General features: G+C 42.4%; 15 protein-coding genes. 8 read left to right on the top strand and 7 right to left on the bottom strand.

Going from position 1 to position 15,603, the window contains the following annotated elements:
- Positions 1 to 43: 43 nt before the first annotated feature.
- The 3 genes from PE36_RS10650 to PE36_RS10640 are packed head-to-tail and all read left to right on the top strand — an operon-like array spanning position 44 to position 4,279.
- Positions 44 to 1,837 carry an assimilatory sulfite reductase (NADPH) flavoprotein subunit gene (locus PE36_RS10650; RefSeq protein WP_006032028.1) on the top strand — a complete coding sequence of 598 codons (1,794 nt, stop codon included), beginning with the start codon at positions 44 to 46 and terminating at the stop codon, positions 1,835 to 1,837.
- Positions 1,837 to 3,525 carry an assimilatory sulfite reductase (NADPH) hemoprotein subunit gene (cysI, locus tag PE36_RS10645; RefSeq protein WP_006032027.1) on the top strand — a complete coding sequence of 563 codons (1,689 nt, stop codon included), beginning with the start codon at positions 1,837 to 1,839 and terminating at the stop codon, positions 3,523 to 3,525. The genes PE36_RS10650 and cysI overlap by 1 nt, the downstream gene beginning before the upstream one ends.
- Positions 3,518 to 4,279 carry a phosphoadenylyl-sulfate reductase gene (locus PE36_RS10640; protein WP_006032026.1) on the top strand — a complete coding sequence of 254 codons (762 nt, stop codon included), beginning with the start codon at positions 3,518 to 3,520 and terminating at the stop codon, positions 4,277 to 4,279. The genes cysI and PE36_RS10640 overlap by 8 nt, the downstream gene beginning before the upstream one ends.
- Before the next feature lie 58 nt (positions 4,280 to 4,337).
- On the opposite strand, the gene PE36_RS10635 is transcribed toward PE36_RS10640, so the two are convergent.
- From PE36_RS10635 to PE36_RS10625, 3 genes are all read right to left on the bottom strand, one after another.
- Positions 4,338 to 4,787, bottom strand: a complete 450-nt coding sequence (locus tag PE36_RS10635; RefSeq protein ID WP_232286569.1) for a hypothetical protein — start codon at positions 4,785 to 4,787, stop codon at positions 4,338 to 4,340.
- A gap of 134 nt (positions 4,788 to 4,921) precedes the next feature.
- Positions 4,922 to 5,365: a hypothetical protein gene (locus tag PE36_RS10630; RefSeq protein WP_006032024.1), complete on the bottom strand. Its 444-nt coding sequence runs from the start codon at positions 5,363 to 5,365 to the stop codon at positions 4,922 to 4,924.
- A gap of 150 nt (positions 5,366 to 5,515) precedes the next feature.
- Complete coding sequence (locus PE36_RS10625; protein ID WP_006032023.1) at positions 5,516 to 6,973, bottom strand: aminoacyl-histidine dipeptidase; 1,458 nt, start codon at positions 6,971 to 6,973, stop codon at positions 5,516 to 5,518.
- A 324-nt stretch (positions 6,974 to 7,297) separates the two neighbouring features.
- Here PE36_RS10625 and gpt point away from each other — a divergent pair, with 324 nt between their 5' ends.
- The 5 genes from gpt (at position 7,298) to PE36_RS10600 (ending at position 11,790) form a co-directional block, all read left to right on the top strand.
- Positions 7,298 to 7,759, top strand: a complete 462-nt coding sequence (gene gpt, locus PE36_RS10620; protein WP_006032022.1) for a xanthine phosphoribosyltransferase — start codon at positions 7,298 to 7,300, stop codon at positions 7,757 to 7,759.
- 226 nt (positions 7,760 to 7,985) lie between these two features.
- The gene (gene crl / locus PE36_RS10615; RefSeq protein ID WP_006032021.1) at positions 7,986 to 8,396 is read left to right on the top strand and encodes a sigma factor-binding protein Crl; all 411 of its coding nucleotides are present in this window, start codon (positions 7,986 to 7,988) and stop codon (positions 8,394 to 8,396) included.
- A 187-nt stretch (positions 8,397 to 8,583) separates the two neighbouring features.
- Positions 8,584 to 9,687: a glutamate 5-kinase gene (gene proB, locus PE36_RS10610; protein WP_006032020.1), complete on the top strand. Its 1,104-nt coding sequence runs from the start codon at positions 8,584 to 8,586 to the stop codon at positions 9,685 to 9,687.
- 10 nt (positions 9,688 to 9,697) lie between these two features.
- The gene (locus PE36_RS10605) at positions 9,698 to 10,954 is read left to right on the top strand and encodes a glutamate-5-semialdehyde dehydrogenase (RefSeq protein WP_006032019.1); all 1,257 of its coding nucleotides are present in this window, start codon (positions 9,698 to 9,700) and stop codon (positions 10,952 to 10,954) included.
- 101 nt (positions 10,955 to 11,055) lie between these two features.
- The gene (locus tag PE36_RS10600; RefSeq protein WP_006032018.1) at positions 11,056 to 11,790 is read left to right on the top strand and encodes a hypothetical protein; all 735 of its coding nucleotides are present in this window, start codon (positions 11,056 to 11,058) and stop codon (positions 11,788 to 11,790) included.
- Between the two features lie 123 nt (positions 11,791 to 11,913).
- Here PE36_RS10600 and lipA read toward each other — a convergent pair whose 3' ends face one another.
- From lipA to PE36_RS10580, 4 genes are all read right to left on the bottom strand, one after another.
- The gene (gene lipA, locus PE36_RS10595; protein ID WP_006032017.1) at positions 11,914 to 12,879 is read right to left on the bottom strand and encodes a lipoyl synthase; all 966 of its coding nucleotides are present in this window, start codon (positions 12,877 to 12,879) and stop codon (positions 11,914 to 11,916) included.
- Positions 12,872 to 13,528, bottom strand: a complete 657-nt coding sequence (lipB, locus tag PE36_RS10590) for a lipoyl(octanoyl) transferase LipB (RefSeq protein ID WP_043994426.1) — start codon at positions 13,526 to 13,528, stop codon at positions 12,872 to 12,874. The genes lipA and lipB overlap by 8 nt, the downstream gene beginning before the upstream one ends.
- 83 nt (positions 13,529 to 13,611) lie before the next feature.
- The gene (gene ybeD, locus PE36_RS10585) at positions 13,612 to 13,881 is read right to left on the bottom strand and encodes a DUF493 family protein YbeD (protein WP_043994425.1); all 270 of its coding nucleotides are present in this window, start codon (positions 13,879 to 13,881) and stop codon (positions 13,612 to 13,614) included.
- 355 nt (positions 13,882 to 14,236) lie between these two features.
- Complete coding sequence (locus PE36_RS10580; protein WP_006032014.1) at positions 14,237 to 15,403, bottom strand: D-alanyl-D-alanine carboxypeptidase family protein; 1,167 nt, start codon at positions 15,401 to 15,403, stop codon at positions 14,237 to 14,239.
- Positions 15,404 to 15,603 lie beyond the last annotated feature (200 nt).

Below are 15,603 nucleotides of genomic sequence, written 5' to 3'. Positions count from 1 at the left end.
AGTCGTTAATCTTTACCTAATTCAGCACAGTGGAAGCCGTAATATGCTATTAAAGGAACTATCATCATTGACGAGTCCGTTGAGTGGACCGCAGTTATCACAATTGCAATTAGCACTTAATGATTTGTCACCAACGCAAACCGCGTGGGTAAGTGGGTATTTGGCAGGGATAAGCCAAGCATCTGGAACTCAAGTACAGGCACAAGGCGCGGTTTCTCAACCTGCTCAACGTGTCACTATTTTATTTGGTTCACAAACCGGTAATGCCAAAGGCGTAGCGGAAGAACTTTATCAGCAAGCGCAAGCGCAAGGTATCGCAGCCCGACTTGTGAATATGGCAGATTATAAAGCCAAAGAATTGAAAACAGAATCGCATTTGCTAATTGTCGCGAGTACCAATGGTGAGGGCGAAGCGCCAGATGATGCTGTTACTTTCCATGAGTTCTTAGCCTCTAAAAAAGCCCCTAAAGTACCAGAGCTTAAATACAGTGTCTGCGCATTAGGCGATACAAGTTATGAGTTCTATTGTCAAACCGGTTTGGAGTTTGATGAGCGCTTAGCTGCACTGGGTGCTGAAGCGGTTGTCGCACGTGCTGACTGTGATGTTGATTATGATGATATGGTTGCTGCGTGGAGCGAACAGGCTCTTGCCGCAGTTAAAGCAACGCTAGAAGAAGCAACGACGGCAGTGCCGATTACTGCTGTGGCGTCAAATCATGTTGCTAATACCTATACAAAAAAGAAGCCATTTAAAACCGAACTATTAGTGAATCAAAAGATCACTGGGCGTTTCTCTGCTAAAGATATTCGTCATGTTGAAATTGCATTAGATGATAGCGGTATTCGTTATCAAGCTGGCGATGCGTTAGGGATCTGGTTTAAGAATGATCCTGTGCTTGTCGATGCGATTTTAGACCAACTGGAATTAGATGGTACAGAAACGGTTACCGTCGCAAATGAAACTGAAACTTTACGCGATGCACTGATTAATCGTTTCGAATTAACCCAGAGTTATCCAAGTTTCGTTCAAGCTTATGCTGAACTATCTGGTTCGAAGAAATTAGCTAAATTACTCGATGATAAAGCAGCATTACGTAACTATTGTTATGGTCGTCAAATCTTAGATGTGATTGATGAAAAGAAAGCAAAATTAACCGCAGAACAACTTATTAGTGGTTTACGCAAGATAACGCCACGTCTTTACTCCATTGCTTCAAGTCCTAATGAAGCGGAAGGTGAAGTGCATTTGACTGTTGCTGTGGTTGATTATCAGCAAAATGGTGAACAGCGTATTGGTGGTGCTTCTGGTTTCCTTCAACGTCTCGAAGAAGGCGCTGAGATTGAGGTTTTTGTTGAACACAACGATAACTTCCGTCTACCAAGTAACGATGACACACCTGTGATCATGATTGGTCCTGGTACCGGGATCGCACCATTCCGTGCCTTTGTACAAGAACGTGACGTACGTGAAGCAGCAGGTAATAATTGGTTATTCTTTGGTAACCAGCACTTCACTGATGATTTCCTGTATCAAACCGAATGGCAGGGCTACTTGAAATCGGGACTATTGACTAAGATGGATGTGGCGTTCTCACGCGATCAAGCAGAGAAAGTTTATGTGCAAGACCGTTTACGTGAAAATGCGGCAGAGCTGTATGCCTGGTTAGAGCAAGGCGCTCATGTTTATGTCTGCGGTGACGGCGATAGAATGGCAAAAGATGTCAATGAAGCATTGATCGAGATTGTAGCAGAGCAAGGTAAATTAGCGCGTAGCGAAGCAGAAGAGTATGTTGCTGAACTACGTCGAAATAAACGTTATCAGAGGGATGTTTACTGATGAGCGACAAGAAATTAGCGGTTAATGAACGCATTAAAACAGAAAGTAATTTTTTACGCGGCACCATTGCTGAAGGCTTAGCAGATCAAATCACTGGCGGACTGTCAGATGATGATATGCAATTAACGAAATTTCATGGTTTTTATCAGCAAGATGATCGTGATATTCGTGCCGAGCGTCAGAAACAAAAGTTAGAACCTCGTCATAGCTTTATGCTACGAGCGCGTGTTCCGGGTGGTATTTGTACTCCTGAGCAATGGTTAGAGATAGATCGTATTGCCAGTGACTTAACTATCTATGGCAGTATCCGTCTGACGACACGTCAAACATTTCAGTACCATGGTATTTTAAAGCCACAAGTGAAGCCATTGATCCAAGCATTAGGCTCGGTTAACTTGGATTCGATTGCCGCCTGTGGTGATGTGAACCGTAATGTAATGTGTACACCGAACCCGGTTGAATCTGCATTACACCAAGAAGCTTATGCGTGGGCTATTCGTTTAAGTGATGATTTATTACCAAACACCAATGCCTATGCAGAATTATGGCTAGACGGTGAAAAAGTGCATAGTAATGAAGTTGAACCTATGTATGGGCCAACTTACTTGCCACGTAAATTTAAGATTGCCGTGGCTATTCCACCACACAACGACGTGGATATTCATGCCAATGATTTAAACTTTGTGGCGATTGGTGATAACGGTAAGCTCGCTGGTTTCAATATATTAGTGGGCGGCGGTATGGGGACAACCCATGGTGATGTGAATACTTTCCCTCGTTTAGCGGATGATTTTGGTTTTGTAAAACCAGAAGATGCAGTTGAAATCGCGAAAGCGGTATTAACGGTACAACGTGATTGGGGCTGCCGTACTGATCGTAAACGTGCACGTTTGAAATATACCCTAGAAGACCATGGTGTGGATAAATTCCGTGCAGAAGTCGAATTACGTTCAGGTATTAAATTTGAAACACCAAAAGCCATTGAGTTTACCACTCGTGGTGATCGCTTTGGTTGGATCAAAGGCATTGATAATAAATGGCATTTAACGCTATTTATTGAAAATGGTCGTATCATTGATACCGAAACCCATCCGATTAAAACCGGGTTAGTTGAAATTGCTAAGATCCACCAAGGTGATTTTAGAATGACCGCCAACCAAAACTTAATCATTGCTGGTGTGGCAGAGCAAGATAAAGAACAAATCGAACGTCTGGCACGTTTATATGGCCTGTATTCAGATGAAATAAGTCAGCAACGCTTGAACTCAATGGCGTGTGTTGCACTGCCGACATGTGCGTTAGCGATGGCTGAAGCAGAGCGTTATTTACCATCATTGGTGACTAAAGTTGAAGGTTTGCTAACAAAACACGGCATTCCTGATGAACACTTTGTGATGCGTATGACCGGTTGTCCCAATGGTTGTGGTCGTCCATTCTTAGCGGAAGTTGGCTTTGTTGGTAAGGGGCCGGGCAAATACAATATGTATTTAGGTGCGAAGAATAACGGCATGCGTTTAAACAAGATGTACCGAGAAAATATTGGTGAAGCAGAGATCTTAGCGATCCTTGATACATTAATTGCAGAATGGGCAAGTAATGCCTTACCTGATGAACGTTTTGGTGATTTTGTGGTGCGCAGTGACGTGATTAAACCTGTGATTATTGCGGCGAGAGATTTCCATGGCTAAATTGAACCTAGATGAATTATTAACGTTAGATAAGGCAGGCCAGAAAGCAGCTTTAACCGTGGTTAATGCTCAGCTAGAAGCGATGACAGCGCAGCAACGTGTTGATTGGGCTGTTACTGAGCTGGGTGACAAATTAGTATTGTCATCGAGCTTTGGTATTCAAGCAGCCGTGTGCTTGCATTTGTTAACGCAGTTTAAAGCTGATATTCCGGTGATTTTAACCGATACCGGGTACTTATTCCCGGAGACGTATCAGTTTATTGATGAGTTAACTCAACAACTCAGCCTTAATTTACAGATATATAGCGCGCCGCAGTCTGCTGCTTGGCAGGAGTCGCGTTATGGTAAATTGTGGGAACAAGGTGTTGAGGGCATTACCCAATACAATGTGCTTAATAAAGTTGAACCAATGAAACGTGCGCTGAAAGAATTGGGTGCACAAGTATGGTTTTCTGGTTTACGTCGTAGTCAGTCATCGAGTCGCGAAGCATTACCGGTATTGTCTATTCAAAATGGCTGTTTTAAATTTTTGCCTATTATTGATTGGACCAATAAAGATATTCATTATTATCTGCAAGATAACGGGCTGAGTTATCATCCGTTGTGGGAACAGAATTATGTTTCGGTCGGTGATGTGCATACGTCACAACCGCTGCAACCAGGCATGACGGAAGAAGAGACACGCTTCTTTGGTCTCAAGCGTGAATGTGGTTTACATGAAGAGAGTGATGAAGTGGGTGGTAGTGGTATTTAATCGTTATGCCATCATCACGTTATCTTGATTAATAAAGCTTAGTGCTAACGTATTAGTACTAAGCTTTTTGCCATTCTGGAATAGCGTTATCAATCGGCGTTGCTTCAGGTGCCGATTGCTTCTGCTCTTTTTCATCTTCTGCTGTTGATTTCTTGGCTTCATCTAATTCTTTCTGTAACTCTTCTATTTTTTTCTTGGTTTTATCCCAGCCTGATTCTGCACCTTGTTTTAAGGATTCGAACCACTCATCGCTGTGTTCCGCACTTTCTTCTAATAGCTCATCGGTTTTACCCTTCGCGGCTTCAATGGCTTTATTTGTTGCTTCTTTGGTTTTATCCCATGCTTCCCCCATCGCTTCTTTAGAGGCTTCCCACGCGTCGCCTGCGCTACTGGCTTGCGTCGTAAATGTCGAAAAGCAACTGGCTAGGCTGATTATTAAAATGGCCATTTTTTTCATCATCACTCGCTTATCTTTCATCGGATTGTTTATATAACTAAATTGTAGCAAATATTACTCCGTAGCGTCATCCCTCAATGGATATACACCTGTTATTACTGCTATGGGATTAATGCAATTGATACGTTGCACTACAGCTGTTGTCTATTGAGTCGCGTTTGATGACGTTGTTATTGTTGATGTAGCTATTGTTGATGTAGTAACAGGGCAATAGCATCAATTTTGTATTTAGCGATGATGACTAACAAGAGCGTGACAAAGGCGAGTAGTGTCCCGCATATCCCGGCTATTTTACCTTGTAACCAAGTGAGCATACCAATCGCAATAATAAACAGAAACAGGGCAATGCTGGCTGAGGTGGTGCCGATAGCTCGAACTTGGCTGATTTGTTCTAATACCGGGGCAGAGAAGGTAGTAATAGTGGCCACTTCAATGCTCAAACGCACGTCGATATACAATGCGACAACAAATAGCAAGGAGGTCAGAGTAAACATAAGCAGGGTGATGGTGCTATAAATGCTTTTTCGGTGGCTACGTAAGATCTGCGCGGCGATGGATAAAGAAAAGCCCGCCATTAATCCACTGATAAAAGAAACTTGATTGGTCTGCAGTTCGAGGATCTCATTCATAGGCGTGCACCGTTAATGGACTTTGTAAGAAGATGATATTGAAATTATATTAGTATGTTAGCTGCAAAAAAGCCAAGTACGAGACTTGGCTTTTTGATAATGGTTCGCAGACTCAAAGCAAACGAGTCAATCGATATAGCGTGTTTTAGCTTACTTAACTGGGATCGCTTTTAAGATCGCCAGTAAGTATTTCCAGAACATATCAACAGTGGTGATATTTACTTTCTCATCAGGTGAGTGTGGGAAGCAAATGGTTGGACCGAATGATGCCATATCCATCGTTGGGTATGAAGTCTTGAATAAACCACATTCTAGACCTGCATGGATAACCATGATTTTTGGTACAGAACCAAACTCTTTTTCATATACGTCACGCATGATCTGCATCACTGGTGAACTGGTATCTGGTTTCCAACCCGGGTAAGCACCGTCAAATTTCACGTCGGCACCCGCAAGTTCAAATACCGATGCGATCATTTCTTGTGCATCAAGACGGCAAGAGTCAGCTAAAGAACGGATCAAGCATTGAATATGCACTGTTTTACCGCGTGATTGAATTACACCAAGGTTAGATGATGTTTCAACTACCCCTTCAATCTCATCACTCATGCGCAGTACACCATTGAATACACCGTTAAGTGCAGTAATAAGGCGAGTCTGGCAATCTTGAGTCATCACTGTTGGTTCATTTGGAACTGGGATCAGTGAGATTGAGAAATCAGGTTCTGTCGCTGTAAGCTCTTTTTTAATTGTTTTAGCAAAGAATTCTAAACACGCTTTAAACTCTTCTCGTTGTGCTGGCGCAACCGTAATCACTGCAAAAGCTTCACGTGGAATTGCGTTACGTAGTGAACCGCCGTTAATCTCAACAAGGCGAACACCCATATCGCGACCCGCTTCTTTTAAAAGACGAGCCAGTAATTTGTTGGCATTACCGCGACCAAGGTGAATATCAACACCTGAGTGACCGCCTTTTAGGCCAGAAATAGAGACTTCAAATGTTTGGTGACCCGTCGGCGTGTCTTCACGTTCGATAGAAAAAGACACTGTGGTATCGATGCCGCCTGCACAACCCATGTATACTTCGCCTTCGTCTTCTGAATCGGTGTTTAGGAGGATGTCACCTTCTAGCCAACCAGCTTCAAGACCAAACGCGCCAGTCATACCTGCTTCTTCATCGATAGTGACAAGGACTTCGAGTGGACCATGTTCAATATCGTTTGAAAAGATAACGGCAAGACTTGCAGCTAAACCAATACCATTATCAGCGCCAAGTGTTGTACCGCGGGCAGTTACCCATTCGCCATCAACATAGGCATCGATAGGGTCAGTAATAAAGTTATGCTCGGTGTCAGAATTTTTTTGCGGAACCATGTCCATGTGCGCTTGTAATACCACACCCTTACGATCTTCCATACCAGCGGTCGCTGGTTTACGTAGGATAAGGTTGCCCACTTTGTCTTCTTTACATTCAACGTTATGATCTTTCGCTAATTGTTGGATCCACGCAGATACCTTTTCTTCATGCTTTGAAGGACGTGGATGGGCACACATTTGCTCAAAAATATTCCAGACAACTTGCGGTTCTAAATTACTTAAATTTGCCACTACAGTAGCTCCTTAGTTGGAATTAATCATTATACTTAGCATGAGACAAAGGATGTTCCAGTTTATTGAGATAGTAAAGCGTAATATTCCAAATCCACTGTGTTAATCTATAGTTATGCGATACCGTAAACAAGTTGTCGCCTTATCATACTCTATAGGAGGTAATTGCCAGTTAATAACTTGTCCCAAGGGTCAAGTACTGGTATCTTTACGGGTTGCAAATTGAGTGTGCAAAGTCTGATTTTTTGTACGTAAACCCTTCGTTGATGATTTTATATAGCTATACCTTAGTTCGTTCGCTAAGTGTATATAGAGGTTGGTTAAATGAGTGATAAATTTATAGTATCTTGGGATGATTTACAGCGTGATACGCGTAAACTTGCTCGTAAACTTCTTCCTGCAACACAGTGGAAAGGTATCATTGCGGTTAGTCGTGGTGGTTTAGTACCTGCAGCCATTCTTGCGCGTGAATTAGACTTACGTCATGTTGATACTGTATGTATCTCAAGCTACGACCACGATCATCAGCGTGATATGACGGTATTAAAATCAGCACCGGGTGATGGTGAAGGCTTTATTATTATTGATGATTTAGTTGATAGTGGTGAAACAGCGAAGAAAATTCGCCTAATGTACCCTAAAGGTAAATTTGTTACTGTCTATGCGAAGCCACTGGGTGAGCATTTAGTTGATGATTTTGTGACTGCTATTAGCCAGGATACTTGGATTGAGTTACCTTGGGATATGGCGATTGAATTTGTAGAACCAATCTGCAAACAAGGTTAATTAAACTACCGAGATTATAGGTCAGTCTGTATTCTCGTTATTAAACAGTGTCGTAACTCGCGACACTGCATTTATCGATATTATACACTGTAAAAACCTTGTTTTTTAGTCGTATTATTTGACCTGCATTTATTGTTAACTATACTTAATAGTTATCCCTCAACATTTATAGTGAATCATTTATAGCGCATAATTCATCACGAACAGCACATAAGAGATAATCATTATGGTAATAGCGACTGACCCAAACTTGATTTATTTTCGTAAACGTATTCGTATTTTAAATGCTCTCGGCCCTTATTTAAGAGAACATAATTGCCAACCTACCTCTTTTTACTTCGATTGCTTTAGTGTCTGTATTGATGCCAACATTGAACCTGATGAACGTGAGTTTTACGGTTGGTGGCTAGAGATGAATTTAGTCGATGATACGTTTGAATATCAATATCAGTTTGGCACGTATAATAAAGCCGGTGAGTGGATCATAACGCCAATTCCCAAAGCGTTGCAACATGATGTCACAAAATCACTTAATGTATTCTACGAGAAATTATCTGTTTGTCTGACAGAGCAATTGAGCTTTAACCTAAAACCGTCCTCTATATTGGCAAAGACCTTGATCTTGTCTGCAGCATAGCATCTTGATTATGTCGTTATTTTCATCAATTCTATCCGATTATTCGGTCTGATAATAAACGCAGCGTTAGATCTGATAAAAGTGCAGTGTTTCGCTGTACTTTCCCCGTCTATCAAGCTTCCCCCTATTGTATAAAAGTGCTTCTCAGGTCAAAATACTCATTAAGTTAGTAACGAGAATGAGTTAAATGGCTAAGAAAACCATAGTGGTGAAGTTAGGAACCAGTGTATTAACCAGTGGCACGGCAAAAATAGATCGTGCCCACATGGTTGAGTTGGTTCGTCAATGTGCGAAATTGTACAAGCAAGGGCATGATATTATAGTTGTAACGTCTGGCGCGATTGCTGCCGGACGTGAACATTTAGGTGCTCCTGAATTAGCCCCCACCATGGCAAATAAGCAGATGTTGGCCGCTGTTGGTCAAAGTCAGCTTATTTTTATTTGGCAGAGCCTGTTTAATATCTACGGCCTCAATGTCGGACAGATGTTATTAACACGTGCAGATCTTGATGATCGTGAACGATTTTTAAATGCGCGCGATACCATGCGGGCATTATTAGACAACCGTATTGTGCCGATTATTAATGAAAATGATGCGGTCGCTACAGCTGAAATCAAAGTGGGTGATAATGATAATTTATCGGCACTTGCGGCTATTTTAGCGAACGCTGATACGTTAATGCTGTTAACCGATCAAGAAGGCTTGTTTACCGCTGATCCACGTAATAACCCAGATGCGAAACTGATTGAAGTTGTTGATGTGATTGATGATGAGATACGTCAATTAGCGGGTGGCACTGTCGGCGGTCTAGGCACTGGTGGTATGGCAACTAAGATACAAGCGGCTGAAATTGCTTGCCGATCAGGTATTGATGTGGTGATTGCGGCGGGTATTGCTGAAGATGTGGTGTTACGTGTTGCTGCCGGCAAGCATGTTGGTACCTTATTTCCTTCGCATATCAGTCCATTAGAAAGCCGTAAACAATGGATATTAGCAGGTCCGCCACCATCGGGTATCGTTATTATCGACGATGGTGCCGTGACTGCGGTAACGCAAAAAGGCAGCAGTTTATTACCGAAAGGTATTACCGAAGTATCGGCAACATTTAAACGTGGTGATGTGATCCAGTTACAATCACTGCAAGGTAAATTACTTGGGCGTGGCATCTGCCGTTATACCAGTGATGAGCTTGCAACAATTGCAGGTTGCCATTCGTGTGATATCGAAAGCAAGTTAGGTTATGGCTACGGTGCTGTTGCCATCCATCGCGATGATTTAGTTTTATTTTAAGGAAGATAACGTGTTACAAGAATTAGGAAAAAAAGCCAAGCTTGCGAGTTATGAATTAGCAACGTTAACCACGGCACAGAAGAATTACGCTCTAGAATGTATTGCGTGTGAATTAGAAAATAGCCAAGCAGAGATTTTAGTCGAGAATGCGAAAGATATTGCTGCCGGTAAAGCCAACGGTTTAACCGATGCGTTGCTAGACCGTCTATTATTAACAGAAGCAAGACTGGCTGCGATCATTGCCGACGTGCGTGGTGTGATTGCTTTACCCGATCCAGTGGGCGCTGAGTCTGAAGGTAAGGTATTAGAAAACGGCTTACGTTTATCAAAACGTCGTATTCCATTAGGCGTGATGGGCGTGATTTATGAAGCGCGTCCGAATGTGACGATTGATATTGCGGCGCTAAGTTTGAAAACAGGTAATGCCGCGATCTTACGTGGCGGTAAAGAAACCGTTCATTCAAACTTAATTTTGGTGTATTTGATCCAAACAGCGTTAGAAAAAGCGCAATTACCAAAAGATTCGATTCAAGTGATCGCAGATCCGAATCGTGAATTGGTGACTGCTTTATTGAAAATGGATAAATATGTCGACATGATCATCCCACGCGGTGGTCCCGGTTTACATCGTTTATGCCAAGAGCAGAGTACCATCCCGGTGATCACAGGTGGTATGGGTATTTGTCATGCGTTTGTTGATGCATCTGCTAATGTTGAAGATGCACTGGCGATCATTGAAAATGCCAAGGTCCAACGTCCTTCTGCTTGTAATGCATTAGATACGGTATTAGTGCATAAAGACATAGCCGCAAGCTTCTTGCCATTACTCGCTGAACGTTTAGCAACAAATGCAGTGGAATTACGTGCTGAGCCAAAAGCGCATATTGCATTATCAAATGTGAATGCAAAGAATTTACATGTGGCCACAGCTGATTGCTTTGATCAAGAATGGCTCGCGCTGGTGTTAGGCGTTAAAGTTGTCGCTGATGTTGAAGAAGCTATTGTTCATATTCGTGAGCATTCAACAGAGCACTCAGATGCGATCTTAACGGATAACTTAACCAATGCGACGCGTTTCTTGAATGCGGTTAACTCAGCGGCTGTTTACGTGAATGCGAGTACGCGTTTCACTGATGGCAGCCAGTTTGGTTTAGGCGCTGAGGTTGCGGTATCAACACAAAAATTACATGCACGTGGTCCAATGGGGTTAGAAGAGTTAACAACGTATAAATGGATTGCAATTGGTGATGGTTTAATTCGACCATAAGCATCTTACTGTGTTGCTAATTTGATTAAGTGCTCAGGCAGTCCCGTAATATGTGACTGCCTTTTTTATATTCGCCTAGAGTGACATGCAAGGAGGAGCTTATGGTTCAACAAGCGGTAAACAAAGTAGCTTCACGGTTTAATACTTCAACAGTATTAGCTGCAGCCTTGGTTGCAGCAAGTTTAAGCTATTTTTCCTATGCGGTACTGAACTTGACCAAAGAAGTGGCTGAAGTTCGAAAGGCTCTGCCTGATATATTGCAGAAGATCGATGATATTTCGGTACAAATACCGGCGATAGTGGCGCAAGTTGAAATGATAAATGCGCAAAGTATCCCGAATATCTTAATCGAAGTTGCTGCTGTGCGTGGTAGTGTTCCGGCTATTCTAACCGAAGTGGAATCTCTCCGTGTGAGTATTCCGCCAATCTTGCAAGAAGTTGCAGCAGTGCGTTTAGCTGTGCCTGCCATTCTCGCTGAAGTGGCGGCAGTGCGTGCCGAGTTACCGGCGTTATTAAAGCAAGTTAATGCGGTCAATAAACGGATCCCTGCCATCTTGAGGCGCGTGGACGCGGTGAACAAGCGTGTCGATGATATTAACGGATTAATCCCACCAATTTTAGCTCAGGTTGAAAAAGTTCGCATGGATATACCACCAACGCTCACCCGTGTTGAAGCCTTGGTTGAAGCCAGTGATAAGATTGGTGAAAATGCCTCGAAAGGGGCGGCAAAAGGGGCCATTAAAGGTATTTTAGAAATGCCGGTTGATGCGACGAAACGGTTACTTAGCGCACCGGGTGCTTATTTTGACACGAGTGAAAAAAAGCCGGCTAAATAGTGTTCAGGTAGCTGGATAGTTAAATCGTGATGTGAAGTTTGCTGATTTGCTATGGATAGGGGTAAATCAACGCTAACAGCGAAAATATATTATCGTGTTAGCGTTGATAAAACACAGGTAAGGTTAAGTAACCTCTTTGCCTTGTGCTTGTAAGTCTGCATGGTATGAAGAACGCACGAATGGACCGCAGGCAGCATGCTCAAAGCCAACTTCTTTTGCAAGTACACCAAGTGCATCAAAGTCGTCTGGGTGAACGTAGCGTTTCACTGGCAAGTGATGACGGCTTGGTTGTAAATATTGACCTAGTGTCAGCATCGTTACGCCATTCTCAGCAAGATCATTAATTACTTCTGCAATCTCTTCGTTGGTTTCACCCAAGCCCATCATTAGACCTGACTTAGTTGGAACGTTCGGGTGCATTTCTTTAAAGCGTTTAAGTAAACGTAAAGACCACTGATAATCAGAACCAGGACGCGCCATTTTGTAATGTTGTGGTGCAGTTTCTAGGTTGTGGTTAAATACATCTGGTGGTGTATCTTTAAAGATTTCTAATGCTTTATCCATACGGCCTTTGAAATCGGGAACCAAAATTTCGATTTTTATTTCAGGGTTCAGTAAGCGGATTTCACGGATACAATCGACAAAATGCTGTGCGCCACCATCACGTAAATCATCACGATCTACAGAGGTAATTACCACGTATTTTAGCTTCATCTTGGCAATCGTTTGCGCTAATTTAAGCGGTTCTTCGGCAACGAGTGGTAATGGTTTACCATGAGCAACATCGCAGAATGGGCAGCGACGAGTGCAGATTGCACCCATGATCATAAAGGTCGCAGTACCGTGGTTAAAGCACTCAGTAAGGTTTGGACAAGATGCTTCTTCACAAACTGAATGCAGGTTGTTTTCACGCATCACAGCTTTAATTTCTTGGATACGAGCAGAGCTTTTCGGTAGACGGATCTTCAGCCACGATGGCTTACGCAGGATCTCATCATTCTCAGTAGCAATAATTTTAACTGGAATTTTAGCCATTTTATCGGCGTCGCGAAGTTTAACGCCTGGCTCTAATCGAACGGTATTACTCATGCTCTGTTAATCCATCTTTGAAAGTTAATTGGGTGTATTCTAGCAGGGAACATAGGTGTTCGACTAGCTTAGGTTGTATCTCTTCTAAGCTGGTAGCACCACCCAGATCACTTGTTTGGGTCATTTCCATACCCGCATAACCACAAGGGTTAATACGCAGAAAAGGGGATAAGTCCATGTTTACATTAAGCGCTAAACCATGGAACGAACGGCCTTTTCTGATCCTTAAACCTAATGAAGCAACTTTTTTGTCAGCAACATAAACACCGGGTGCATCTGCACGAGGGTAGGCTTCAATACCTGTTTCTGCCAGTGTGGCAACAATACCATTCTCGATGTGGCTGACAAGGTCTCGTACGCCAAGTTTACGGCGTTTAATATCGAGTAAAAAATACACTACTTGTTGACCAGGGCCATGATAAGTCACTTGGCCTCCGCGATCGGCTTGCACGACGGGGATGTCGCCAGTCGCCAGTATATGCTCAGCTTTACCAGCTTGACCTTGGGTAAACACGGGATCGTGCTCAACAAACCAAAGTTCATCTTCAGTGTGGTCGTCTCTGTTATCAGTAAACGACTTCATCGCGTCAAATACAGTACAGTAAGGTTGGCGATTAAGTTGACGAATTATAATGCTATGTTCTGACAAAATATGCTCTTCTATATGATTAACACCAACGCAAAAAATCTAATTAGCCACACTAATTAGATTTTTGATATGGATATTAGTTATTATAAAACGCGGACCACACCTGGGATCGCACCGAACGCTACGTATAAGCCTTCTATTTGATCTTTGTCTTGGACTTTAATTTTGATAGATACAGAGTTGTAAGTGCCTTTGCTGCTCTTTCTTGAGCTAGGGGCATAGTTACCTGGAACATGCTTCTGTGCCACTGCAACAATGTTATCTTCGAGTTTAGGATCGGTATTACCGATAACTTTAAAGTTAAGTAGACAAGGAAAATCAAGCAGTTCGTCGAATTTGGTATTTAAAGACATTAGTTTTTCTCGTACCTTAGAAATAATGGCAAAGGAGACAACTGCCTCCTTTGTATTCGTCATTATACCCAAGTTACTTCAAGATGCTAGATCAGAGACGAGCAGGGATATCAGTACAAGGCGCAATATGTAGATAATGGTTATCCCATTTTCAAATATTGTAACGCTGTGCTGTTATCCCTGCTCGCCTCCCGCAGGGCAAGCCGAACGAAGGCATCTTCGGCGTTATGAAGCCTTGATTTAGAATAACTAAATCCTCGACTTCATGCCTTGAATATCCTCTCCTTTCGGTTTGCTGATTGTGCAGCTTGAAGTAGCTTGGGTATATAATCGGGTAACTGTGTCAGGGAAAGGATTAACCAAACCAACCGGCAAATAATAATTTGAAATAATCAATTAATCTGCTAAACCAACTACCTAATTCAACGTCTTCAAGTGCGATCAAATCAGCTTGAGCAATCTCTTCATCGTTAAGTATATAGAATACTTTACCGACGATATCACCTTTAGCGATAGGTGCGCTTAGCTCTTTTTGGATCTCGAAATCAGCGGTTAAGTTTTTGGCTTGGCCACGTGGTACTGTCAGCGTTAATTTATTTGCTAGACCTAGTTCAATCTGCTCTTGTTCACCCATCCATACACGTTCTGCCACTATGCTTGAATTTGCTTCATGCAGTGTGACTGTTTCATAGAAGCGGAAACCGAAGTTAAGCAGTTTTTTACTTTCTGCTTTACGTGCATCGGCACTTTTAGTACCCAGTACCACCGCCACTAAACGCATGTTATCTTTCGTTGCTGAAGAAACGAGATTGTAACCAGCGCCTGAGGTATGACCGGTTTTAATGCCGTCTACGTTCATGCTTTTATCCCACAATAAGCCATTACGGTTGTATTGGGTGATGCCGTTATAAGTAAATTTCTTTTGCGAGTAAATGCGATACTCTTCAGGCACATCACGGATAAGTGCTTGCCCTAATGTAGCCATATCACGCGCGGTAGTGTATTGATCTTTGCTATCTAAACCGTGGCTATTAGCAAAGTGCGTGGCATCCATACCGAGCTGTTTGCTCCATGAATTCATCAACTGCGCAAAGGCACCTTCGGTGCCGGCAATATACTCTGCCATCGCCACGCAAGCATCATTACCAGATTGAACGATGATGCCTTGATTGAGCTTTTCTACTGTTATGGTTTTGCCAACCTCGATAAACATCTTTGATGAATCGGGGAAGTTTTTAGCCCATGCATTTTTACTGATAGTTACTTGATCATCAAGGTTGATGTTGCCGGATCTTATTTCTTGGCCAATAACATAACTGGTCATCATTTTAGTTAGGCTGGCAGGCTTTAATGAATCATCGGCATTTTTTTCTGCGATCACTTTGCCTGAATCAAAATCAATTAATATGAATGCTTTAGCTGCAACGACGGGTGTATCGGGGATCACACTCGGTGCTGCACTTAATGAGAAACTCGCCATTGCGAGGCTCGTTAGGATAAGTTTTTTAAATTGATTGGCCACGTTTCACTTCGCTATAATTAAAATTGGAATTAAGTTGTTGATAACTTAATTAAATAAACTGGATTAAACGGTTTTCAATCAAGTTTATTCGATAATAGCAGCTAGTCTATCAAACTAGCTGAATGGTTGTCTTACTATTTAAAGTTTATTAATTAGATACAGTTTTACTGGAAAGTTCCTTTAAAATATAAGCATTTTTA

Origin of the sequence: Moritella sp. PE36, from assembly GCF_000170855.1 — a bacterium.
GTDB lineage: Bacteria > Pseudomonadota > Gammaproteobacteria > Enterobacterales > Moritellaceae > Moritella.
Note: the sequence above shows the minus strand (reverse complement) of the source record. Positions and strands in the feature narration are given on the sequence as shown.

Bases quoted from the DNA above. Each gene is read 5' to 3' on its own strand.
- PE36_RS10650 (WP_006032028.1), top strand. From the start codon at position 44: ATGCTATTAAAGGAACTATCATCATTGACGAGTCCGTTGAGTGGACCG.
- cysI (WP_006032027.1), top strand. From the start codon at position 1,837: ATGAGCGACAAGAAATTAGCGGTTAATGAACGCATTAAAACAGAAAGT.
- PE36_RS10640 (WP_006032026.1), top strand. From the start codon at position 3,518: ATGGCTAAATTGAACCTAGATGAATTATTAACGTTAGATAAGGCAGGC.
- PE36_RS10630 (WP_006032024.1), bottom strand. From the start codon at position 5,365: ATGAATGAGATCCTCGAACTGCAGACCAATCAAGTTTCTTTTATCAGT.
- gpt (WP_006032022.1), top strand. From the start codon at position 7,298: ATGAGTGATAAATTTATAGTATCTTGGGATGATTTACAGCGTGATACG.
- crl (WP_006032021.1), top strand. From the start codon at position 7,986: ATGGTAATAGCGACTGACCCAAACTTGATTTATTTTCGTAAACGTATT.
- proB (WP_006032020.1), top strand. From the start codon at position 8,584: ATGGCTAAGAAAACCATAGTGGTGAAGTTAGGAACCAGTGTATTAACC.
- PE36_RS10600 (WP_006032018.1), top strand. From the start codon at position 11,056: ATGGTTCAACAAGCGGTAAACAAAGTAGCTTCACGGTTTAATACTTCA.
- lipA (WP_006032017.1), bottom strand. From the start codon at position 12,879: ATGAGTAATACCGTTCGATTAGAGCCAGGCGTTAAACTTCGCGACGCC.
- ybeD (WP_043994425.1), bottom strand. From the start codon at position 13,881: ATGTCTTTAAATACCAAATTCGACGAACTGCTTGATTTTCCTTGTCTA.